A 21,832-nucleotide genomic window follows, 5' to 3' on the forward strand; every position below is an offset into this window, starting at 1 on the left:
GTCAGTTCGCGAGGCTGGCGTGCACGACGTCGCCTGCCGAGACGGCGTGCTCGGCCCCGTCCGCGAGGACGACCAGGCGCCCGTCGGCGTCGAGCGCGACAGCCCGTCCCTCCAGCATCCGCTCCCCCGGCAGCGAGACGCGCACCTCGGCGCCGATCGTCGCGCTGCGGGCGACCGCGGCCGCATGCAGACCGCTCGCCGCCGCATCGCCCGCGGCGACCAGCGCCTCGACGGACGCTGCGAGAGCATGCAGGTAGTCGGCGACGAGCCGGTCGGCGTCGGCCTCGGCGCCGAGGGCCGCGAACGACGTCGCGGTGGGCACCGGCAGGGCGGATGCCGGCATCGCCGTGTTCACGCCGGCGCCGACGATCACGGCGTCGGCGGTCGCCTCGGCGAGGATGCCGCAGATCTTGCCGCCGTCGACGAGCACGTCGTTCGGCCACTTCACGGCGACGTCGTGACCGGGCAGCTGAGCGGTGACGGCATCCGCCATCGCGACGCCGGCCGCGAGCGGGATCCACCCGCGTGCCGCGACCGGAGGAAGCTCCCGCAGCAGCACCGAGATCGCGAGCGCCATGCCCGCAGGGGCCGTCCAGGTCCGATCGAGCCGGCCCCGCCCCGCCGTCTGATCGTCGGTGAGCAGCACCGACAGATGCGGCCAGGAGACGTCGGCGGCCAGCGCGTGCAGCTCGGCATTCGTCGATCCCGTCCTGGCGAGCACCTGCAGACGCGACGCGACGGCGTCGGTGAGCGGGAACTGCTCACTCGTCATCGTCGTCGCCCTCCTCGTCGTCATCGTCCTCATCCGGTCGCACTGCACCCATCTCGTGATCGTGCCAGCGGTCCCACTTGTGCATGAGCTCCTCGATGGCACCGTGGAACTTCGCCGTCGCCGCCCCCGGGGTGGTGTCGCCGAAGTAGTGCTGCACCCACATGCGCAGCCGCGCGATCGCCGCCTCGTCGTCGCGGACGCGCTCGACCTCGGCGACGATGCGGGAGGCGGCTTCGGCAGTGAGCCACTCGCAGTCGGAGAGGTAGCCGTTGGTGTCGACGCTCGCGCGCTCGTCGACCGGCCGGGTGATCATCAGCGGCTTTCCCACGGCCAGCCGGTCGTACACCATCGCCGAGATGTCGACGACGGCCACATCGGCGGCGGCGAGCTGCCAGCCGAGGTCGGGCCCGTCGTCGTAGACGTGCTGCGCCGTCGCATCGGCGGCGTTCGCCGCAGCGATGGCGGCGAGGATGCGCTTGTGCGCGGCGCCGTACTCCCGGTCGAGCACGCCGCTGCGCGGGTGGGGACGGTAGATCACCCGATGGCTGCCCGTCGCCAGCAGCGCGTTGACGAGGGCTTCGCCATGCGTGGCGATGGAGCCGTAGTGTGCGCTGGGGCGATCGCCCTCCCAGGTGGGCGCGTAGAGCACGACGGTGCGCTCATCGGGGGTGAACGGCAGCGCTCCGCTGTAGTGGTCGGCCTGCGGGCGGCCGATCTCGATGGCACGGCGACGGACGTCGAAGTCCCACAGCGTGCGCGTAAGACGGTCGCGGGCGGCCTGACCGGCGATGAACGCGTAGTCGTACGCCTTGTACTGGTTCGTGGTCATGTACATCTTGTCGGACTCGCCGTGGTTGATGAACACGTGCCAGCGCCGCCCGTAGCGGAACATCTGGAAGTTGCGGGTGTTCTGGTTCACGTAGAGCACGATGCGGATGTCCTGCGTGGCGATGAACCGTTCGAGGTCGCGCACCGTCGGCACGAACGCGACCGGGGGCGCGTCCTCGTCGAGGAGCTTCTCGGCGCCCGTCGCGCTGCGCGAGAGCACGACGACGGGCCAGCGCTCGGCGAGCCCGGCGAGCGGCCGGTACCACTGGCGCATCTGGTACATGTTCACTGCGCCGTCGGCGAAGTACACGGCGATCTTGTAGTGATCGCGCGGATGCGCAGGGCCAGCGGCCAGTCGACGCCGCACGCGCTGCACGGCAGAGCGCGACCTGAGCGCCTTCCGCAGCAGACGGTAGGCCTTCTTCGCGTCGGAGACTGCACCCATCTCTCCAGGGTATCGACCGCGTCGCCGCAGAGACCCGCCGCCTGCGCGTGCGCGGCCGAAACGAGATGGTTCCGTTAACAGCAGCGGATGCCGGTCAGCGAAGCCGCGACCGGCCATGACATGATCGACCTGTGTCCGACGCGCGATCCCCCGCCCCCACCGACGGGGTCTCGTTCGTCATGCCCGTGCTCAACGAGCACCGGTATCTGCGGCACGCCGTCGATTCCGTCCTCGCCCAGGATCTCGATGTCCCCTCCGAGCTCGTGCTCGCCCTCGGCCCGTCGACCGACGGCACCACCGAGCTCGCCCGACAGCTCGCCGACGCCGACGAGCGCATCCGCATCGTCGACAATCCGGCGGCGCACATCCCGGTGGGACTCAACGCCGCGATCCGCGCGAGCCGCTACGCGACGATCATCCGTGTGGACGCGCATTCCGAACTGGCCCCCGGCTACGCGGCGCGCGCCCTTGAGACGCTCGAGCGCACGGGAGCGGCGAACGTCGGCGGCGTCATGCACGCCGAGGGACGCACGCCGTTCCAGAAGGCCGTTGCGCGGCTGTACAACTCCCCCATCGGGCTCGGCGGCGGCGCCTATCACGGCGGCACCCACGAGGGCGAGGCCGAGTCGGCGTACCTCGGCGTCATGCGCCGGGCGGTCCTGGATGAGGTCGGCCTGTTCGACGAGACGATCCGCCGCGGCGAGGACTGGGAGCTGAACCTGCGCATCCGCCGGGCCGGGCACCGGGTGTGGTTCGACCCGCACCTGTCGGTGACGTACTGGCCCCGCGAGAGCTGGCTGCGCCTGGCACGCCAGTTCCGCGCGACCGGCGCCTGGCGCGGCGAGCTCGTGCGCCGGTTCGGCCGACGCAACGGCATCCGCTTCTTCGCCCCTCCCGCGCTCGTGCTGGTGCTGGGGGCGGCTGTCGTCGTCGGCATCCTGCAGCTCACCGTGCTCGATGCTCTCTCCGCGCTCCTCGCGTCGATCGTGTATCTACCGCTGCTCGCCTATGTCCTGCTCGACCTCGCGGTCGCGCTGGCACCGGGCGGCGGGAGCCTGCGTCAACGGCTGTGGACGCTCATCGTGCTGCCCACGATGCACATCTCCTGGGGCCTCGGCTTCCTCGGCGGCGTGCTCAGCGGCGCCCGTGACACCGTCGACGCGTCGCGCCTCGGCACCCGCAACACCCCCCTGCCCTGACAGCCCGACGTCGCGCTACTGTTCCCCGCGTCACGCTACTCAATTCCGCTCGCGCTGCTCATCCCCTCGTCGCGCTGCTGTTCCCCGCGTCACGCTACTCATCCCCTCGTCGCGCTGCTGTTCCCCGCGTCACGCTACTCAATTCCGCTCGCGCTGCTGAAAGTTCAGCCGCGTCTGCGGAGAACAGCAGCGCGACGGCAAGAACAGCAGCGCGACAACGACAAGAACAGCAGCGCGAAGACAAGAACAGCAGCGCGACGAGAACAAGAACAGCAGCGCGACAACAACAACAACAGCAGCGCACCCCAGGCGCACGGGGTCAGCGCTCGAGCATCCCCAGGTCGAGAATGCGGTCGACGACCCGCTCGGCGGCGCGACCGTCGTCGAGACGGTTGAACTGCGAGCGCCACGCGGCATAGCGCTCGGCGTAGCGCTGCTCGTGCCCTGGGTCGGCGAGCGCGGCGACGAGCTCTTCCTGGGTGTGCACGAGCGGCCCCGGCGCACGCGCGGCGAGATCGAAGTAGAAGCCGCGAAGCGTGCCGCGGTAGTGGTCGAGGTCGGGCACGAGGAAGTACAGCGGCTTCCCTGTCACACTGAAGTCGAACATCACCGAGGAGTAGTCGGTGATCAGCGCATCGGCGGCCAGCAGCAGCTGCGACGTCTCGGGGAAGCCGGTGACGTCGATCACCCTCGCCCCCGCGCGGTCGCGCCCCGCCTGGAGGGTGCGGGTGTGTCCGCGCACGAGCACGACGGCATCCGCCTTCTCGGCGAGCTCCTCGGGGTCGACGAAGTCCACGATCTCGTCGCGGTCGTCACGCCAGGTGGGCGCGTACAGGAGCACCCGCTCGTCGGCGCCGATGCCGAGGCGGGCACGGACGGCGGCCGCGTCACCGGAGAAGAGGACGTCGTTGCGGGGATACCCCTCGACCCAGATCGGACGGCCGAAGAAGGCGTAGGCCTTGCGCAGGATGCGCTCGGAGTACGTGTTCTGGGCCAGCAGCACGTCCCATCGGCGCGACTCCTTGACGACGGCCGCCATGCGTCGAGGGTCGAACCCCGGGCGATGCAGCGCGAGCCGCTTCAGCGGGGTCCCGTGCCAGGTCTGCAGCACCTTCTGCCCGGCCTTGCGAGCGAACCGGCGCCGCAGCCAGTCGTTGACGACGAGCAGACGCGCAGCGGCACGGGCGCGCCACCACTCCGGGCTGCCCTCGACGACCGCCACCGCTCCATCGGGCACCGCGACCGAGAGGTCGACGACGCTCCAGTACCGGGTCACGCCGGGCGCCGCCGCGGCGAGGGCGCGATCGATCTCGCGCGGATTGCAGCCGACGGTGCGACCGTAGAAGCTCTCGAAGAAGACGGCGTTCTCGGATCCGCCGGCCTGCGCCACGTACCGGCCCTCGAGGGTGGCTTGCCCCTCGACGCTCTCGTACACGGGATCGATGGGCGCGGCGATCCGCACCGATGCGCCGTCGACCGAGATGCGCAGTCCCGGCAGCAGCGCCGGATCGAGGCGGACTCCGGAGAGGTCCTCCCCATCGACCGACAGCACGTACTCCCCCGCGGGCAGCGGCAGCTCGGGACCGCCCCACCGCGACGCGCGCAGGGCGAAGGTCGCCTTCCAGGTCTTCCCGCCGCCGGTGACGCGGGCACGGACGCCCGCACGGGGCCCCGTGAGCGTAGCACTCGACGGACGGGCGCCGACGCCCGAGACGACGAGAGTTTCGGCGGCCTCATCGATGCGGGCCGTAGTCATCCTGCTCCTTTCGGCACGGGCGTCGCCCGCGCTCGGATCACGTCGTACACGCGCCGGGTGTTGCCGCCATCGCGGAACGCGTGCATCTGCGCGCTGAGCGCGGCGGAACGCTCGGCACGCGCGGCGAACTCCGCGTCGTCGTCGAGCACCGCCGCCAACTGCTTGACGAGGCCGGCCCAGTTGGCGGCGGCATCGGCACCGGCCACGTCCTCGTAGCGACCGTAGAACCCGCGCGTCTGCGCGTACTGGGCCGCATCCGGCGCGAGGTAGAGCACCGGCATCGCCAGCAGGCCGACGTCGTACGCGAGGGAGGAGTAGTCGGTGACCAGCACGTCAACCGCCGGCAGGACGGGGGTGACGTCGGCGACGACGCCGGCGCCCAGCATCCGCACTCGCCTCGTCGGCAGCGGCGGGGCGTAGGCGCCCTCGCCGAGCGGGTGCGAGCGCACCAGCAGCACGGCGTCGGAGCTCTCCAGCAGACGGATGATCCGCACCCACTCGTCCGCCGTCGGCACGGCGGGGTCGGCCGCCCCGTCGCGCCACGTCGGCGCGTAGAGGATCGTGCGCGCCTCGGCGGGGATCTCGCCGACCGCACGGTGCAGAAGAGCGGATGCCGAAGCCCGCCGCTCTGCGGCGGAACCGGTCGAGAGCACGTCGACACGGGGCTCCCCTGTAACGACAACCCGGCCGCCGCCGAGCCCGAACGCCGACTCCAGGCGGCCGCGCGAGCGATGTGAGGCCGCGGGGAGCACGCGGATGCGCTGGGCCGCGCCCCGGTACAGGAGGCCGACGATCCGGCGCAGCACCGCCGCGCCCGGCACAGCGGGGACCTGCGTGGTGGCGGGCGAATCGAGGCCGATGCGCTTGAGGGGGATGCCGTGCCACAGCTGCACGACGAACGCCCCCGCATCGGCGTAGCGGTTGACGTCGCCGAGCCCGTGGGTGACGACGACGACGCCCGCGCGCGCGGTCGCCCACCAGCCGCGCAGGCCGCTCTTCGCAAGCGTGCGGATGCCGAGCGCCTCGGCTTCGCGGCGCTCGCGCGCCGATGACGTCAGCCAGATCGTGTCGTGCCCCTCGGCCGCGGCCAGGCGCTGCAGCGCGAGGGCCCCGTCGCCGATGCCGGCGCCGCACCCGAACACCCACCGGCGCCCTCGGGGCACGATCAGCGTGCCGATGCGGCCGACCGCGTACAGCGGGATCCGGAGCAGCTTGGCCGCATTGCCGGAGCCGAAGGAGAAGGACGCCACCCCGCGAGCCTATCGCGGCGTCTGGCCGTCCTGCTCCTCTCCGGCTCCGAGCTCATCGCCGGCTCCGTGCTCCGCGCCCGCTCCGTGCCCCGCGCCTGGAGAGCCCGGATCGCAGCCGAGCGCTGCGGCGTGTCGGCAGTCGGCACGCCGCAGCGCTCGGGATCGCTCTGCTGTCCTGCGATGTCAGTTCGCGAGAGTGCCGAGGGCGACCTCGATCTCGTACTGCTTGCCTCCGCGGACGTAGACGACTGTCGCGTCGCTGCCCGCAGCGGCTGCGCGCACCTGCGCGGTGAGGTCGCTGGCGCTGGTGATCGGCACCCCGTTGAACGCCACGACGATGTCGTCGGCCTTCAGCCCGGCATCCTTCGCCGCGCCGCCGTCGGTGACGTCGGCGATGTAGGCACCCGACTGTGTCGTTCCCTCCACCGAGGCCGCATCCCGCACCGAGGCGCCCAGCAGCCCGTGGGTCGCGGCGCCGTCGGCGATGAGCTCCTGCGACACGCGCTCGGCGATGTTCGAAGGGATCGCGAAGCCGATGCCGATGGAGCCGGATTCCTCGGAGCTTCCCGAGCTCGCGATGGCCACGTTGATGCCGATGAGCTCGCCCTTGCTGTTCACGAGCGCGCCACCGGAGTTGCCGTGGTTGATCGCCGCGTCGGTCTGGATGACGGCGATCGAGATCGTGTCGCTCGTCGATCCGGAGCTCTGACCGGGGAGGTCGAACTGGAACGGCCCCTGCTCCCCCTCCTGGGGCGACTGCTCCTGTGGGGCGTCCTCCTCCGACGAGTCCGGAAGCGCCGAGGAGGCGATCTGGATGCTGCGGTTCAGCGCGCTCACGATGCCGGTGGTGACCGAGTTCGACAATCCCAGCGGGGCGCCGAGGGCGACCGTCGTGTCGCCGACGTTGAGCTTCGACGAGTCGGCGAACGTGATCGGCGTGAGCTCCTCGGCGTCATCGAGCTTGATCACCGCGAGGTCGTAGATCGGGTCGGTGCCGACGACCGTTGCTTCGTATATGCGCCCGTCCGAGGTCGTCACGCGGATCGTCGGGTCGGCGACCGCGCCCCCGAGAGTCACGACGTGGGTGTTCGTGAGCACGTAGCCGTCCTCGCTGATGATCACGCCAGAGCCGCTGCCGCTCTCGCTGGATCCGGCGACCTCGATCGTGACCACCGAGGGCAGCGCCGTCGTGGCGACCGCAGTGGTCTCGTTGACGGAGCCGGGGTTGTTCACCGTCACGGTCTCGGGTCCTTCGGCGACGCCGGTCGATGCGGGCCCGCCGAGTCCGCCGTAGAGGGCGCCGCCGCCGAAGCCCGCGACGCCGCCGACGAGGGCGGCTGCGACGACGAGGGCCGCGATCTTCACGCCGCGCCCCTTCTCCTTCTGCTCGTTCGCTCCGGCGACGGTCGCGGTGAACGGCGTTGTCGGGTCGAGCGGCTGCGTGGGCTGCGTCGCATCGGCGAGCCCGAACGCCGAGCCCGCGGGCGCAGCCGTCGCGTGGGTGGCGGCGTATGCGTGCGACGTCGGTGCTGTCGGCGCCGCGAACGCGGCGGCTTCCGGAGCGGCGGGATCGGCCGGGCCTGCCGGGCCGGCGGGGCCGGCCGGTGTCGAGGAGAAGGTGTTCGGCAGGTCGTGACCGGCCGCGGGGTTCCAGCGGGATTCTTCGTTCATAGTGTCTGCTCCTTCGGCAACCTCTTCAGAGTGCTCCCCGCGTCTGTGGGTTTCTTATGTCGACGATGAGTTTCGGCTATGGCCTTAGCCTGTTCTTCATGAGTGTCATTCCCGGCGCCTGGCGGCGCACGGCCGCGGGCGCAGGTCTGCTCGCCACCGACGGCGCCATCGCGCCCACCATCTTCGCAGAGATGTCTGCGCTCGCGATGAGCACCGGGGCGATCAACCTGGGTCAGGGTTTCCCCGACGAGGACGGCCCGGCCGCGGTGCTCGACGCCGCACGCGCGGCGATCTCCGCGGGGGCGAACCAGTACCCGCCCGGGCGAGGGACGCCGGATCTCCTCGCCGCGATCAGCGAGCACCAGCGGCGGTTCTACGGGCTCGAGGTCGACCCCGGCACCGAGGTCATCGTCACCGCCGGCGCGACCGAGGCCCTCACCGCCGCCCTGCTCGCGCTCATCGACGGCCCGGACGACGAGGTGGTCGTCTTCGAGCCCTACTACGACTCCTACGCCGCCGCGGTCGCCCTCGCCGGCGCGAAGCTCGTGACGGTGCCCCTGCGCGCACCCTGCTTCCAGCCCGATCTCGATCAGCTCGCCGCATCCGTCTCCGATCGCACCCGCGTCATCCTCGTCAACGACCCGCACAACCCGACCGGCGCGGTCTTCGGCGCCGAGGTGCTCGCAGAGGTGGTCCGCCTCGCCGAGCGTCACGACGCGATCATCGTCACCGACGAGGTCTACGAGCACCTCGCCTTCCATGCGCCGCACACGCCGATCGCGACGCTGCCGGGGGCGGCGTCGCGGACCCTGACCATCTCGTCGGCGGGCAAGACCTTCGCGGCCACCGGCTGGAAGATCGGCTGGGTGCACGGTCCCGCCGCGCTCATCACGGCGGTGCTCACCGTGAAGCAGTACCTGACCTACGTGAACGGCGCGCCGTTCCAGCCGGCGGTCGCCGTAGGGCTGCGGCTGCCGGATGCGTACTTCACGGATGCCGCGGCGACCCTCGCACGCAAGCACGAGGTGCTCGGCGAAGGACTGCGCGCCGCCGGATTCACAGTGCACGCCCCGCAGGGCGGCTACTTCACCGTCGCCGACGCGACGGCGCTGGGCGGGGCGGATGCCGCGGCGTTCTGCAGCGCGCTGCCCGAACGCGCCGGTGTCGTGGCGATCCCGCTGACCGCGTTCGTCGCGCCGGCCCATCGGGATGACCACGCCGGGCTCGTGCGCTTCGCCGCCTGCAAGCGGATCGAGGTCCTCGAGGAGGCCGCAGCGCGGCTGCGCCGACTCGCCGGCTGAGCGCCGACTCCTGGGTGCCTCCCCGGTCGTTCGCGCGGGCCGTTTGCAGGGAGCGGATGCCGCCGGCACGGCGTGTCGGCCCGAATCCGCCCTGCAGATCGCAATTCCTCCGACATTCGGCTCGCTGAGGTCTGCGTCTCGGCTCGCCGAAGTCTGCGTCTCGGGGTGCTCCGCTCGCGGGGCGACCGGTTCTCTGACTCCCGGTCGCCCCATGAGAAGGCGCCGGCGACCGGGACGAGATACGTCCGCTCAGCCGCCGATCGGCTCTACCCGGTAGCGGCGCAGCGCCAGCACCGGGTTCACCCGGCGCACGCGCTCGATGACGGCGCGGTCGACCTCGGCCACGGCGATGCCTTCGCCGATCGCGACCGCGGCGGTTGTCACACCCTGCGGATCGATGATGGCCGAGTGACCGATGCCGATCGGCGTCGGGTGGTCCGCAGCGACCACGTAGCTGGTGCTCTCGATCGCGCGGGCGGCGAGGAGCGTCGTCCAGTGGTGCTCCTTGAGCGGACCGCGCACCCACTCGGCCGGCACCACCAGCGCCTCGGCGCCGGCGTCGACCAGGGTGCGCGCGACCTCGGGGAAGCGCAGGTCATAGCAGGTCATCAGCCCGAAGCGGATGCCGGCGACGTCGAACACCGCGGGGGCACCGAGTTCGCCGGCCTCGACCCAGTCCGACTCGGTCTGACCGAACGCGTCGTACAGGTGCTGCTTGCGGTACACGGCGCGCACGCCGTCGCCGCGCACGGCGACCACGGTGTTGCGCACCCGGCCGGCATCCGACGCCCTTTCGACGAGTCCGGCGACGATGACGATCCCGTGCTCGGCGGCGATGCCGGCGAGCGTCGAGACGAAGTCGCCGTCGAGGGTCTCGGCGTTGGCGGCGAGCGAGTCGTCCATCGGATCGACGAAGTAGCTGGAGTACTCCGGGAACACGACCAGACGCACGCCTCGCGCCGCGGCGCGCGCGCTCAGTCGCGCGATGCGCTTGAGGTTGTCCGCCCGCGAAGCGGTGGGGGCGAACTGGCAGACGGCGACGGGCAGGGCCGGGGCGTGGTCGGACATGACCCCATCCTTCCACTGCGCAGCCGGCGCGCGCTCCGGGAGCGCAGCACCGGGGAAACCGAAGACCCCTGATCGGGATTTCTCCTGATCAGGGGTCTTCTTTTGTTGCGGGGACAGGATTTGAACCTGCGACCTCCGGGTTATGAGCCCGGCGAGCTACCGAACTGCTCCACCCCGCGGCACAAGGAATAGCCTAACACGGGAACGAGGGGTGCGCGAATCGGCGCCGGGTTGCGCGCCCCTCCGGGCGTGTCCCCCGCGCCCCTTCCGCCGACGCCCCACCTGGCTCTCCACGCCCCACCTGACAGACGTCGCGCAAGTGGGGCGTCGCCGCGCAGATGGGGCGTCGGCGGAAGGGGCGGGAGGGGGCGCGGGGGCGGGGCGGGGAGGGGGACGGGGGTCACTCCCCCGCGGCGTCGTCCAGCGCGATCAGCGTCTCGACGGCGGCCGTCAGGCGCTCATCGGCCTCGGCAAACTTCGCGAGGTCGCCCTCCTTCAGCGCGGCTTCGCGGTCGGCCAGTGCCTGCCCGGCCTCGGCGAGCGCCTCGGCACGGGCATCGGATGCCACCGGCGGCGTCTCCTCTCCGGAATCCGTCGGCTCGGTGGGCTCGGTCGGCGTGACCTGTTCGTCACCACCGGTCGCCCCGGCCGATCCGCCGAAGAGCGAATCGAGGGCTGCGGTGAGGGTGTCCTCGATCGCGACGCTGCCGCCGAACGCGACGAGCACGGATCGGAGCTTGGGCACCTGCGTGTTGTCCGTCGACTGCAGGTAGACCGGCTGCACGTACAGCAGACCGCCGCCGACGGGCAGCGTCAGCAGGTTGCCGTAGGCGACCTCGGATTTTCCGATCGCGAGCACGTTGAGCTTAGGCGCCACCACCGGATCGGTGTCGAACGCGTTCTGCACCTGGCCGGGCCCAGGCACCGTGGTGGCATCGTTGATCTCGAGCAGTCTGAGCTGGCCGTAGCCCTCGGCCTTCACGCCCGCCTCGCTGCCGGCATCCGAATCCACCGCCAGGTAACCCATGAGCACGTCGCGGGTACTGCCGGAGGTGGAGGATGCCGGGATGAACGTCGAGAACATCGAGAACCGCGCGGTGTCCTGCCCCGGCATCTTCATGCTCAGGTAGTAGGGCGGCTGCAGCAGCTCCTTGCTGCGCGGGTCCTTCGGCGTCTGCCAGCGGTTGTCGAGCTGCGCGAACGAACCAGCGTCGTCGATGTGGTAGACCCCGAGCATCTGACGCTGCACCTTGAACAGGTCGGTCGGATAGCGCACGTGGCTCATGAGGTCGCCGGACATCTCGCTGATCGGCTTCAGCGTCGACGGGTACACCTTCTGCCAGGTCTTGAGCACCGGGTCGGTCTCGTCCCACGCGTACAGCGTGACCGAGCCGTCGTACGCGTCGACGGTGGCCTTGACGGAGTTGCGGATGTAGTTGATCTGGTCGATCGCCAGCGACGGGGTCGGCGTGCTCGAATCGGCGATCGCCTTCGACAGGCTGATACCGGTCGAGTACGGGTACGAGTTGCTCGTCGTGTATCCGTCGACGATCCAGACGACGCGGCCGTCCACGACGCTCGGATACGGGTCGGAATCGATCTCGAGGTACGGCGCCACCTTCTGCACGCGGGTCGTGGGGTTGCGGTCGTAAAGGATCTGCGACTCCTCGTTGACGAGGTTCGAGAACAGGATCTGCTCCGACTGGAACTTCAACGCGTACAGCAGCTTCGTGAACGTGTTGCCCACGGAAGGGCCGCCGTCGCCGGTGAAGGTCGTCGTCGTGTTGCTCTCGCCATCGGTGCCGCTGGCGTAGTCGATCTCGACCGGCTTCGAGCCCTCCGGCGCGCCCACGATGGAGTACTCGGGCGAGTTCTCGCCGAAGTAGATGCGGGGCTCGTACTGCTGGTCGGAGCTCAGCGTGCCCGAGGTCGGCATGCCGCGCTCGAGGAACACCGGCTCGCCTGAGGTCGTGCGATCGTTGCCTGCCATCGCGAGCAGACCGTAGCCGTGCGTGTACACCGCGACACGGTTGTTCCACGTGCCGCTGTCGCCGAGGTTCTTCAGGTCCAGATCGCGCACCGCGACCACCGTGTCCTGGCTCGCGCCGTCGATCTGGTAGCGGTCGACGTCGAGCGTCTTCGGGAACTGGTAGTAGTCGCGGGACTGATCCTGCTGGCGGATGACCTCGCTGACGATCTTCGGGTCGATGATGCGGATGGATGCCGTCGTGTCGGCGTCCTCGCGCAGCTGGCCCGCCTCGGCATCCGTCTTCGCCGTGAACGGCGTGACCTCGACGTGGGAGAGCCCGTACGCCTCCTTCGTGCCGTCGATGTTGCGCTGGTAGTAGTCGGCCTGATAGGCGTTCTGGTTCGGCTTCACCTGGAAGGTGTTCACCACCCACGGATAGCCGACGCCGACGACGAGGGAGGCCACGACGAGCAGGGCTGTTCCGGCCAGCGGGAAGCGCCAGCGGCCGATCGCCGCGGTGACGAAGAACAGCACGGCGACGACGGCCGCGATGACGGCGAGGATCGCGAAGCCAGGGATCGTCGCGTTCACGCTCGTGTACGCCGCTCCCGTGATGCGGTCCTCCGGGGTGACGAGCGTCTTGTAGCGGTCGAGCCACAGGCTCACGGCCTGCACGACCAGATAGAGGCCGGCGAGCACGGCGAGCTGGATGCGGGCGGACTTCGAGATGCGCAGCTCGCCCTGTCCGACGCGCACCGAGCCGTAGAGGTACGACACCAGCGCGGTCACGATCAGGCACAGCAGCAGCACCGCCGAGACGAACGCGAGCAGGATCTCGTAGAACGGCATCGCGAACATGTAGAAGCCGGTGTCGAGGCCGAACTCCGGGTCGACCTCGCCGGTTGCGACGCCGTTGGCCCACAGCCAGACGATGCGCCACTGGCTGGCCGCGGAGAAACCGGCGAAGAGCCCGAAGAACACGGGCATGCCCCACATGGCGAGGCGCCGCAGCGGCTCGATGACCTCCTGATAGCGGTCGAGCTGCGAGCTCAGGCGCACGTAGACCGGACGGAGGCGGTACGCGAGCTGGATGACCACGAACAGCGGCACCGCCATGCCGAGGAACCCGATCACGAACATCAGCGCGATCGCGGACCACTGCGTGGTGAGCACGTCGGCGAAGCCGAGCTGGTCGAACCAGAGGAACTCGGTGTACAGCGAGGCGAACACAAAGAAGGCCGCGATCAACGCTGCGAGGATGGCCACCGAGATGCCGATGATCCGTCGGGATGTCCGAGGCGTGGCCGGGTTCATTGATGAGGTCGAGGTCACCCGTCCATCCTAGGCGCGCCCGACTGTGCACCGGCTCCGGATCCGCCGAGGGCGCAACAGCCGACGACGGAGCACGCTCAGCTGCAGGCGGGGAGGGCGCCCACATCGCCGCCGTCGGCGATGACCTCGAGGGCGTGCAGCGATTCGTCGAGGGTCGCTGTCTTCACGACGGTGAGCCCGTCCGGCACGTGGCCGACCACCTCGTCGCAGTTCGAGGCCGGGGCGAGGAAATAGTCGGCGCCCGCATCCCGCGCGCCGTAGAGCTTCTGACGGATCCCCCCGATCGGCCCGACCGTGCCGTCGGCCTCGATCGTGCCGGTGCCTGCGACGTCGGCCCCGCCGTTGAGCTCCCCGGGGGTGAGCGTGTCGATGATCCCGAGGGCGAACATCATCCCGGCGCTGGGGCCGCCGACGTTGTCGAGCTGGATGGTGACGTCGAAGGGGAAGTCGTAATCGGTGCGCAGCGAGACGCCGATGAGCCAGGTCGTCTCGCCGTCGGCCTCGTGCTTGTCGGGTGCGATCTCGATCCGGTGCTCATCGCCGTCGCGCCGGATCGTGAGCTCGACCGCAGCTCCCTCGCTCTGCTGGATCGTCTCACGCAGCATCTTCGCGGAGGTCACAGCGGCACCGTCCACGGCGGTGATCACGTCGTCCGCCTCGAGGACGCCGTCGGCCGGGGAGTCCTCCACCGCTGCCACCACCACGACCTCTGCGCCGGTGTCGTAGCCGAGCTCGCCCAGCGCCGCAGCGGTCGCCTCGTGCTGCGAATCGACCATCAGGGTGGCGTTCTGCGCGTCGCGCTGCTCGGTCGTCACCCCTTCGGGGAAGACCGAGTCCAGCGGGACGACCGCCTTCGAGGCATCCATCCAGGCGAGCGCGAGCTCGAACCAGCTCGGCGTGCGCTCGCGATTGCCTACCACCTGCACGGTCGTCAGATCGAGCGACCCTGCGGTCTCGTAGGTGTCCGCGCCGTCGACGCTGATGAGCGGGATCTCCTCGCCGTCCTCGTCGGAGGCGCTGCCCAGCGTGTTGTACACGGGGCCGGGTCGCTGGATCACGTACGGCGTCGGCAGGAAGGTGAGGACGACCAGCGCGATGAGCGCGACGACCAGCGACCAGGCGCCCAGTCCGAGCTTCACAGACCGGGTTCGTTCCACAGCATTCCTCCGTCGTTCGCGAGCGGCGTACAGCGAACGAGGTCGCGGGCCTGTCTCTGTGACTAGCGTAGATCCCGCACGCTTATGGCGTACTGAGAGGGCGAGCGACATGGCAGACAACGACCCCACCCCTGAGGACTTCCAGGAGTTCCTGCGGCGCATGATGAACGGGCAGGGCGGCGACATCGACCCGCAGCAGCTGCGGGACATGCTCGGCGGCATCGAGGGCATGCAGTTCGACCCCGCCATGATGCAGACGATCATGTCGCAGCTGCAGGGTGCGCTCGGCGGCGATCCGTGGCAGAGCGCGCTGCGGCAGGCGCTGCACATCGCCAACCGTGAGGGGCAGGGCATCAGCGACGGCTCGCGCACCTCGCTCGCCGACTCCTTCGCGCTCGCGAACCTGTGGCTCGGCGAGGCCACCACGATCTCCGATCTCAACGAGCAGCCGCGGGCGATGACGCGCGGCGAATGGGTCGAGGCGACGCTGCCGGTCTGGAAGGAGATCGCCGAGCCGGTCTCGACGAGCATCGCCGATGCGCTCACCAGCGCCCTGGACACGCAGGTCCCCGAGGAGATGCGCGCGCTCGTGCAGGGCGCGGGCAAGCTCATGCGGGGCCTGGGCGGCTCGGTGTTCGCCGCGCAGTTCGGCCAGGTGCTCGGCAACCTCTCGCTCGAGGTGGTCTCCGGCGGCGACGTCGGCATCCCCGTGCTCCCCGCCGGCACCGCCGCGGTGATCCCGCAGAACCTCACCGCCTTCGGCGAGGGCCTGGAGATCCCCGGCGATCAGATCGCCCTGTACCTGGCCACCCGCGAGCTCGCCTACGCACGCCTGTACCGGCACGCGAAGTGGCTGCACCTGCACGTGATGTCGCAGATCACCGACTTCGCCCGCGGAGTCACCGTCGACGTCGGCGCGCTCGAAGACGTCGCGAGCCGGCTCGATCCGTCGAACCCCGAGGAGCTGCGCGCGGCGATCGAGGGCGGGGCGCTGCTGCCGGCGCAGACCGAGGCGCAGCGCGAGGCGCTGGCCCGGTTGGAGAACCTCGTGGCCACGATCGACGGATGGGTCGACGTCGTGACCGCCGACGCGACGGCGCGGCTGCCCGAGAGCGTCCGCATCGCCGAGGCCGCTCGCCGCCGCCGCGCCGTGGGCGGGCCGGCCGAAGACGCGCTCGGCGCCCTGGTGGGCCTGAAGCTGCGGCCGCGTCGGCTGCGCGAGGCGTCGGCGATGTGGCGGGCCGTGACGGATGCTGTCGGCACGGCGGCCCGCGACTCGCTCTGGGACTACCCCGACCTCATGCCGCAGGCATCCGACATCGACGACCCGGCCGCGCTGATCGCCCGCCTGCAGGCGAGTGCGCGTGGGGAGCAGCCGGCCGCCGATGAGATGGACGAAGCGCTCGCGCGCCTTCTCGACGGCGAGGATTTCGGGGACGAGGGCGGCGCAGAGGACGGCGCGGGCGAGAAGCCGGTCTGAGCCGGCACTCGTCCTGCACAGCCGAGAAGTTATCCACCGATCACGACGACGCGCCCCGCAGCCGTGCGCAGGTGCCGAGAATCGGTGGCATGTCTCCGCTGTCCCCGACGACGATCACCCGCCTCGACCCCGGCGTGCCGCTGCTGTGGCGCGATGCCGACACGGTGCAGCTGGGCGCGTCAGGAGAGATCCGTCTCGATGTCGACGCCGAATGGGTCGTGCCGCTGCTGGCGCGGATGGCGGAGGGCTTCCGCATGAACGCGTTCGACGTCGTCGCGCACGGCGCCGGCGCACCTCGGCGCGAGGCCCGGATGCTGCTGGCGCGGCTGCGTCCGCTGCTCGTCGACGACGACGCCGTGCCGACCCCGGTCTGGGTGGAGAGCATCGGCCTCTCCGACCCGCGCATCGAGTTCCGCCTGCGCGAGGCGCTGATCGACGAGGGCCTGCCGGCCGGCGACCGCGCAGAGCGGACGCACTGCGGCGTCATCGTCGTGCAGGGCGCCGCCGCCGCCGTCCAGCTCGCACGCTATCTGCGCGAGGACCTCGCGCATCTCCCCGTCGCGCTCGAGCGCGGCCGCACCACCGTCGGCCCCCTCGTCGTCCCCGGCGAGACGCCGTGTCTGAGCTGCCGCGACGGGCACGAGCGCGATCGAGATCCGGCATGGCCGCGGCTGCACACGCAACTCATCGGCCGCTCCCCAGGGCCGGTGAGCCTCGCCCGGATCGCCGAGGCCGCAACGCTCGTCGCGCGACTGTTCGCCGAAGGCGCGTCGGCAGGGAGCTTCGTCGAGGTCAGCGCGTCGGGCGGGAGGGTGTGGCGTTCGATGACGTTTCACGAAGAATGCCGGTGCCGCGCGCCGCAGCCCCGATCTCCGCGAGAAAACGCGACGGCGCCCGCTCCCCCCGACCCGCCGAACGCGACCACGACAGCGCGAGCGTTCGCGCGGCGCGCGTGACGCCGACGTAGGCGAGGCGTCGCTCCTCGTCGATGGCGTCGAAGCCGGTCGCATAGGAGATCGGCAGCGCACCCTCTGCCCACCCTGCCAGGTAGACGTGCGGCCATTCGAGCCCCTTGGCCGCGTGCAGGGTCGACAGCGTCACCGTGCGCAGCGCCGGCTCGTGCTGGTCCTTGGCGCGCGCCATGAGCGCGTCGCTGAAGCTGCGCAGCGTCTCGCCGGGCGCGGCCTCCTCTGCCAGGCGCAGGATGGCGCGCCTCGCCTCCCAGCCGTCGCGCTGCGCACCGCCCGCTGCCGGAGGCTCGTCGGTGAGTCCGAGCTCGCGCAGCACCCGCTGGACGCCGGAGAGGAAGTCGTGCTCGGTCGGCGCGACGGCGGCTGCGCGCAGCGCGAGGATCGCCTGACGCACCTCCGGCATGGCGAAGAACCGGGTGCCGCCGAGCACCGTGGTCGCCACGCCCTGCGCGGCGAGCGCCTGCTGCAGCACGGCCGATTGCGCGTGGGCGCGGTACAGCACGGCGATATCGGCCGGAGAGGCGCCCGCTTCGATGCGCAGGGCGACGGCGGCGGCGATGCCTGCGGCCTCGTCGCTCTCGGTGTCGTAGGCGGTGAGGGTGGGGGCGTCGGCGGTGAACGACTCGCGGGCCGGCACGAGCTCGAGGGCTCCCGGTCGGCCGCGCATGAGCGCGTTCGCCGCGGCGAGGATCGGCGCCTGCGAGCGGTAGTTCGTCTCCAGCCGCACCACCGTCGCGTCGGGGTGCCTTCTCTCGAACTCGAGGAGGAACCGCTGGTCGGCACCGGCGAAGGAGTAGATGGTCTGGCTCGCGTCGCCGACGACGCAGATGTCGCGCCGGTCTCCGAGCCACAGCTCGAGCAGACGGTTCTGCAGGGGCGACACGTCCTGGTACTCGTCGACGGTGAAGTGGCGGTACTGCTCGTGCACCGATGCGGCCACCCGCGGCTCGGCCTCGAGCATGCCGGCGCATGCCAGGAGCACGTCTTCGAAGTCGAGCTGGTGCCGCTCGTCCTTGAGCGCCTCATAGGCACGCTGCAGCTCGGCCAGCTGGGTCGCGTCGACGCCGGTCACCGTGCGCCCGAGGGCCGCGTGCTGGTCGATCGACAGCATCGAGACCTTGCGCCATTCGATCTCCGACGCGATATCGCGCAGCGTCGCCGTGCTCGGCCGCAGCCTCATCGCATCGGCAGCCTGCCCCAGCATCCGCACCTTGTTGTCGATGAGTCCCGGTGCGGGAGCTCCTGCCAGCGTCGGCCAGAAGAAGTTCAGCTGGGCGAGGGCTGCAGCGTGGAAGGTGCGCGCAGCGACGCCTTCGACGCCGAGGGCGCGCAGCCGGCCGCGCAGCTCGCCCGCGGCCTTGGCCGTGAACGTCACCGCCATCACCCGCGAGGGCGAGTAGGCGCCGGTGTCGACGCCGTGGGCGATGCGGTGCGTGATCACGCGGGTCTTGCCGGTGCCGGCGCCGGCGAGGACGGCGACGGGCCCGCGCAGGACGGATGCCGCCTGCCGCTGCCGTTCGTCGAGCGCATCGAGCGCGCTCAATGCTGCGGGCTCCGCTCGCGGTGCCAGAGCTCGATGAGGCGCCTGGCGATCGACGCGCGGCCGGGAAGGGCGACGGGTCCCTCTCCCTCCAGCGCTGCGCCGATCTCGTCGCGGGTGAACCAGCGCACGTCGACGATCTCCTCGCCGTCGGCGCGTGCGGCGCTCTCGTCGTCGACGACGGCGCGGAAGCCGAGCATCAGCGAACGGGGAAAGGGCCAGGGCTGCGATGAGACGTACGTCACCGCGCTCAGGCGGATGCCTGCCTCCTCCTCGAGCTCTCGATGAACGGTCGACTCCAGGGACTCGCCGGCCTCGGCGAACCCTGCGAAGCACGAGTACATGCGTCCGCCCCAGATCGCATTGGCTCCGAGCAGCAGCCGTTCTCCGTCCGCGCTCTCCGGCGCGACGATGACCGCAGGGTCGGTGCGCGGGAAGTGCTCGCGGGCGCAGACGAGGCAGCGGCGCGACCAGCCCGCCTGACGCAGCTCGGTCGCGCCCCCGCACGCGGGGCAGAACGGCGCGTCGCGCACCCAGGCGTCCACCGCGAGCGCCTCGACGAGCAGCTCGTTCTCGAACGCGTCGAGGACGCCGCCGAGGCCGCGGAGTCCGAGCCACGTGTCGTCGGGGGCGCTGTCGACGCTGCCGTGCTCCGGTGCAAGGGAGGCGAGCAGGATCGGCGCGCCATCCGCACTGCGCCCGAGCAGCGCCCAGGTCGCGTCTGCGACCTCGTCGGGAGCGCGCAGCACCAGGTGCCCTGCGGCGATGAGCACGCGGGCCTCGCGCACGGCGAGGACGCGGGTGGCCGCGTCGGCGCGCAGCCGATCGATGATCCCGGGGGTGTCGCGGAGTTCGGCGGCCCGATCGATGGACGTGGGCGGACTGGTCATCGACTCCCTCTCTCACGGGCGTGGCGGAGGCTCGACCTCCGGCGAGCCGACCTACCCTGGGGGGATGGGACGCTCTGCATTCACTCTAGCCGCGGCCGTGACGGCGGCACTGCCCGGGGCGGAGGTGACGGGCGCTCGTGCCCTGACCGCCGACGGCGACGGACGTTTCGATGCGGCGGTGGCGACGCTGCGCGACGGCCGCGAGCTCGCCATCAGGGTCGCCGACGACGACGAAGCAGCGCGGGAGCTGGCCTCCGAGGCGCTGGCGCTGCGTGCACTGACGGCCGGCGCCCGTGCGATGCTGCCGTTCGCGGCCCCGGAGTACGTGGGCGAGACGCAAGTGCACGACGCCCCCGCTCTCGTCACGACGCTGCTGCCCGGCTTCCAGATCGACGCGGCGCTCGTGCCCGCAGGGCGCGGAGCCGCCGAGTCCATGGGCGCGGCGATCGCCGCCGTGCATGCCCTGCCCACCTCGGTTGTGCGCGGAGCAGGGCTGCCCGCGCGCTCGGCGCAGGAGACGCGCGAGGAGATCGAACGCCTCATCGACACCGCAGCGGCGACGGGGCGGGTGCCTGCCCGCCTGACCGTGCGCTGGCGGGATGCCGTCGCCGACGACGACCTGTGGCGATTCGAGTCCACGGTGACGCTGGGAGGCGCGCAGTCGGCGTCGTTCGTGTTCGCCGACGACGACGAACGAGGCCCGCGGGTCACCGGTGTGCTCGGCTGGCACGGCCTGTCGGTGGGAGACCCCGCCGTCGACCTCGCCTGGCTCTCGACCGCTCCCGAAGCGGCCGACGACGTGCTCGCCGCCTACGCCCGCGCCGCTGATCGCACCCCTGACGGAGCGATCGAGGTCCGCGCGCGACTGTCGGCGGAGCTGGAGTTCGCCCGCTGGCTCGTGCACGGCGACGCCCTGCACGACCCGGCGATCGTCGACGACGCGGCTGGTCTCCTGGAGGCGCTGGCGGAGGGGCTGCGCAGCGACGACCTGCGTGTGATCGCCGCCCGCAGCGAGGGCGTGGACTCGGCCATGGACGCCCTCGATCGCGTGCCGACCGGCGCGAAGGCCGCGGTGGACACCTCGATGCAGACCGACGCGTACACGCCGAGCGAGCTGTGGCGCGAGGAGGGCGCGACGGCGGAGGTCGCCGGCGCAGGGGTATCCGGCGCGGGGGTATCCGGCGCGGCGGACGACAGCGCGCGCCTCGGCTCGGTGGGCGACGATCACGGTGGCGCCTCCGGGAGGGAGATCGACCCCGCCGTGGCCGCGCACCGCGCCGAGGCGGCGATCCTTCCCACCGAGGACCTGTCGGACGTGCGCCCCGCCGACGGTTCGAGCGGTCCGATCGCACCGCTTCCCGAGCAGCCCGACGATGACGCCATCTCGCCCGAGGACGAGGCTCAGCGCGCCGCGCGCGCCGCGCTCCAGCGCTGGAGGAGCTCGGACTCCGAGTAGACCCGATCGCCGCGGATGACGAGGTCGTCAGCGACGTAGTAGAGCGCGACGTCGATCTCGTCCAGCGGCACACCGAAGCGGCGGTGGTACGCCAGCCGGTACAGCGCGAGCTGCAGCATCCGCTCCTCGCGCTGCGCCGCCGTGCGCGGCGACTTGCCGGTCTTCCAGTCCACGATCTCGATGCGTCCGCCGCGATCGTCACGACGGTAGACGGCGTCGAGCTTGCAGATGATGACGTGCTCCGCACCGCGGGCCGCCGCCCTTTCTGCGCCGACGTCCGCACCGGGATCGTCGTCGCCTGCGGCGCCGAGGGCGAAGTCGATCTCGATCTCGACCGCGATCGGCCTGAGCGGGCCCCACTCGCTGCGTTCGAACGTGGCCTGCAGCGCGTTCAGGTCGGCGGCATCGGCCGCGGAGACCTCGGCGGCATCGGCGAACGGTTCGTCGTCGAGCTCCCAGAGCGCCTCATCGATGCGCGCCCCCGCGCCCACCTGCTCGCTGCGCTGCTCCACCCACGCGTGGAAGAGCGTCCCGAGGCGGGTCTGCCGGTAGGGGCGCTCCGGCATCGGCCGCACGATGGACGACAGCGTGCCGCCGAAATCGGTGACGTAGTCCTTGAACCGCGACGCCGGCACCCTCGTCGGCGGCGCGGCATCGGTGCCGCGCAGTCGTGCCGCCCGCTCCTCGAGCAGCCGCGCGAGTTCGGCGCTCGGCGCCGGCGGATGCTCGGCGGCGGCACGGACGGCG

Annotated in this window: 15 protein-coding genes and 1 tRNA gene; 4 read left to right on the plus strand and 12 right to left on the minus strand. The window is 71.3% G+C overall.

The features are described from left to right. Position 1: 1 nt before the first annotated feature. Positions 2 to 772 carry a biotin--[acetyl-CoA-carboxylase] ligase gene (locus tag QM568_RS13820; protein WP_415139752.1) on the minus strand — a complete coding sequence of 257 codons (771 nt, stop codon included), beginning with the start codon at positions 770 to 772 and terminating at the stop codon, positions 2 to 4. Then, positions 762 to 2,045, minus strand: coding sequence for a CDP-glycerol glycerophosphotransferase family protein (locus tag QM568_RS13825; protein ID WP_415139753.1), 1,284 nt, complete (start codon positions 2,043 to 2,045; stop codon positions 762 to 764). The genes QM568_RS13820 and QM568_RS13825 overlap by 11 nt, the downstream gene beginning before the upstream one ends. 179 nt (positions 2,046 to 2,224) lie before the next feature. Between QM568_RS13825 and QM568_RS13830 the strand changes: the two genes are divergently transcribed. Then, positions 2,225 to 3,244 (plus strand): glycosyltransferase family 2 protein, encoded by a 1,020-nt coding sequence (locus QM568_RS13830; RefSeq protein WP_415139771.1) that lies wholly within the window; start codon positions 2,225 to 2,227, stop codon positions 3,242 to 3,244. 319 nt (positions 3,245 to 3,563) lie between these two features. Here the strand turns inward: QM568_RS13830 and QM568_RS13835 are convergent, their stop codons facing one another. The 3 genes from QM568_RS13835 to QM568_RS13845 form a co-directional block, all read right to left on the minus strand. Beyond that, positions 3,564 to 5,000: a CDP-glycerol glycerophosphotransferase family protein gene (locus QM568_RS13835; protein ID WP_415139754.1), complete on the minus strand. Its 1,437-nt coding sequence runs from the start codon at positions 4,998 to 5,000 to the stop codon at positions 3,564 to 3,566. Next, positions 4,997 to 6,250 (minus strand): CDP-glycerol glycerophosphotransferase family protein, encoded by a 1,254-nt coding sequence (locus tag QM568_RS13840; protein ID WP_415139755.1) that lies wholly within the window; start codon positions 6,248 to 6,250, stop codon positions 4,997 to 4,999. The genes QM568_RS13835 and QM568_RS13840 overlap by 4 nt, the downstream gene beginning before the upstream one ends. 183 nt (positions 6,251 to 6,433) lie before the next feature. After that, positions 6,434 to 7,921 (minus strand): S1C family serine protease, encoded by a 1,488-nt coding sequence (locus tag QM568_RS13845; RefSeq protein ID WP_415139756.1) that lies wholly within the window; start codon positions 7,919 to 7,921, stop codon positions 6,434 to 6,436. Positions 7,922 to 8,019: 98 nt separating this feature from the next. On the opposite strand from QM568_RS13845, the gene QM568_RS13850 reads away from it, so the two are divergent. After that, positions 8,020 to 9,222: an aminotransferase class I/II-fold pyridoxal phosphate-dependent enzyme gene (locus QM568_RS13850; RefSeq protein WP_415139757.1), complete on the plus strand. Its 1,203-nt coding sequence runs from the start codon at positions 8,020 to 8,022 to the stop codon at positions 9,220 to 9,222. Between the two features lie 249 nt (positions 9,223 to 9,471). Here QM568_RS13850 and QM568_RS13855 read toward each other — a convergent pair whose 3' ends face one another. The 4 genes from QM568_RS13855 to QM568_RS13870 all read right to left on the minus strand — a co-directional run bounded on the left by QM568_RS13855 (position 9,472) and on the right by QM568_RS13870 (position 14,748). Continuing rightward, a complete protein-coding gene (locus QM568_RS13855) occupies positions 9,472 to 10,290 on the minus strand; it encodes a carbon-nitrogen hydrolase family protein (RefSeq protein WP_415139758.1) in 819 nt (272 codons plus the stop codon). A 105-nt stretch (positions 10,291 to 10,395) separates the two neighbouring features. Continuing rightward, a tRNA-Met gene (locus QM568_RS13860) sits at positions 10,396 to 10,469 on the minus strand. Between the two features lie 221 nt (positions 10,470 to 10,690). Further along, positions 10,691 to 13,591 carry a UPF0182 family protein gene (locus QM568_RS13865; protein ID WP_415139759.1) on the minus strand — a complete coding sequence of 967 codons (2,901 nt, stop codon included), beginning with the start codon at positions 13,589 to 13,591 and terminating at the stop codon, positions 10,691 to 10,693. Between the two features lie 77 nt (positions 13,592 to 13,668). After that, on the minus strand, positions 13,669 to 14,748 hold the full coding sequence (locus QM568_RS13870; RefSeq protein ID WP_415139760.1) for a PDZ domain-containing protein: 1,080 nt from the start codon (positions 14,746 to 14,748) through the stop codon (positions 13,669 to 13,671). A gap of 109 nt (positions 14,749 to 14,857) precedes the next feature. Here QM568_RS13870 and QM568_RS13875 point away from each other — a divergent pair, with 109 nt between their 5' ends. Next, positions 14,858 to 16,228: a zinc-dependent metalloprotease gene (locus QM568_RS13875; RefSeq protein ID WP_415139761.1), complete on the plus strand. Its 1,371-nt coding sequence runs from the start codon at positions 14,858 to 14,860 to the stop codon at positions 16,226 to 16,228. Positions 16,229 to 17,020: 792 nt separating this feature from the next. Here the strand turns inward: QM568_RS13875 and QM568_RS13880 are convergent. Both QM568_RS13880 and nudC read right to left on the minus strand, forming a co-directional pair. After that, a complete protein-coding gene (locus QM568_RS13880) occupies positions 17,021 to 18,742 on the minus strand; it encodes an ATP-dependent helicase (protein WP_415139762.1) in 1,722 nt (573 codons plus the stop codon). Continuing rightward, positions 18,739 to 19,629: an NAD(+) diphosphatase gene (gene nudC, locus QM568_RS13885; protein WP_415139763.1), complete on the minus strand. Its 891-nt coding sequence runs from the start codon at positions 19,627 to 19,629 to the stop codon at positions 18,739 to 18,741. Before nudC ends, QM568_RS13880 begins: the two co-directional genes overlap by 4 nt. Positions 19,630 to 19,693: 64 nt before the next feature. On the opposite strand from nudC, the gene QM568_RS13890 reads away from it, so the two are divergent. Beyond that, positions 19,694 to 21,085 (plus strand): phosphotransferase, encoded by a 1,392-nt coding sequence (locus QM568_RS13890; protein WP_415139764.1) that lies wholly within the window; start codon positions 19,694 to 19,696, stop codon positions 21,083 to 21,085. Here the strand turns inward: QM568_RS13890 and QM568_RS13895 are convergent. After that, a partial coding sequence (locus QM568_RS13895) for a PD-(D/E)XK nuclease family protein (protein ID WP_415139765.1) occupies positions 21,031 to 21,832 on the minus strand: 802 nt, incomplete at its 5' end. The genes QM568_RS13890 and QM568_RS13895 overlap by 55 nt on opposite strands.

It is taken from the genome of Microbacterium sp., from assembly GCF_047607465.1.
GTDB lineage: Bacteria > Actinomycetota > Actinomycetes > Actinomycetales > Microbacteriaceae > Microbacterium.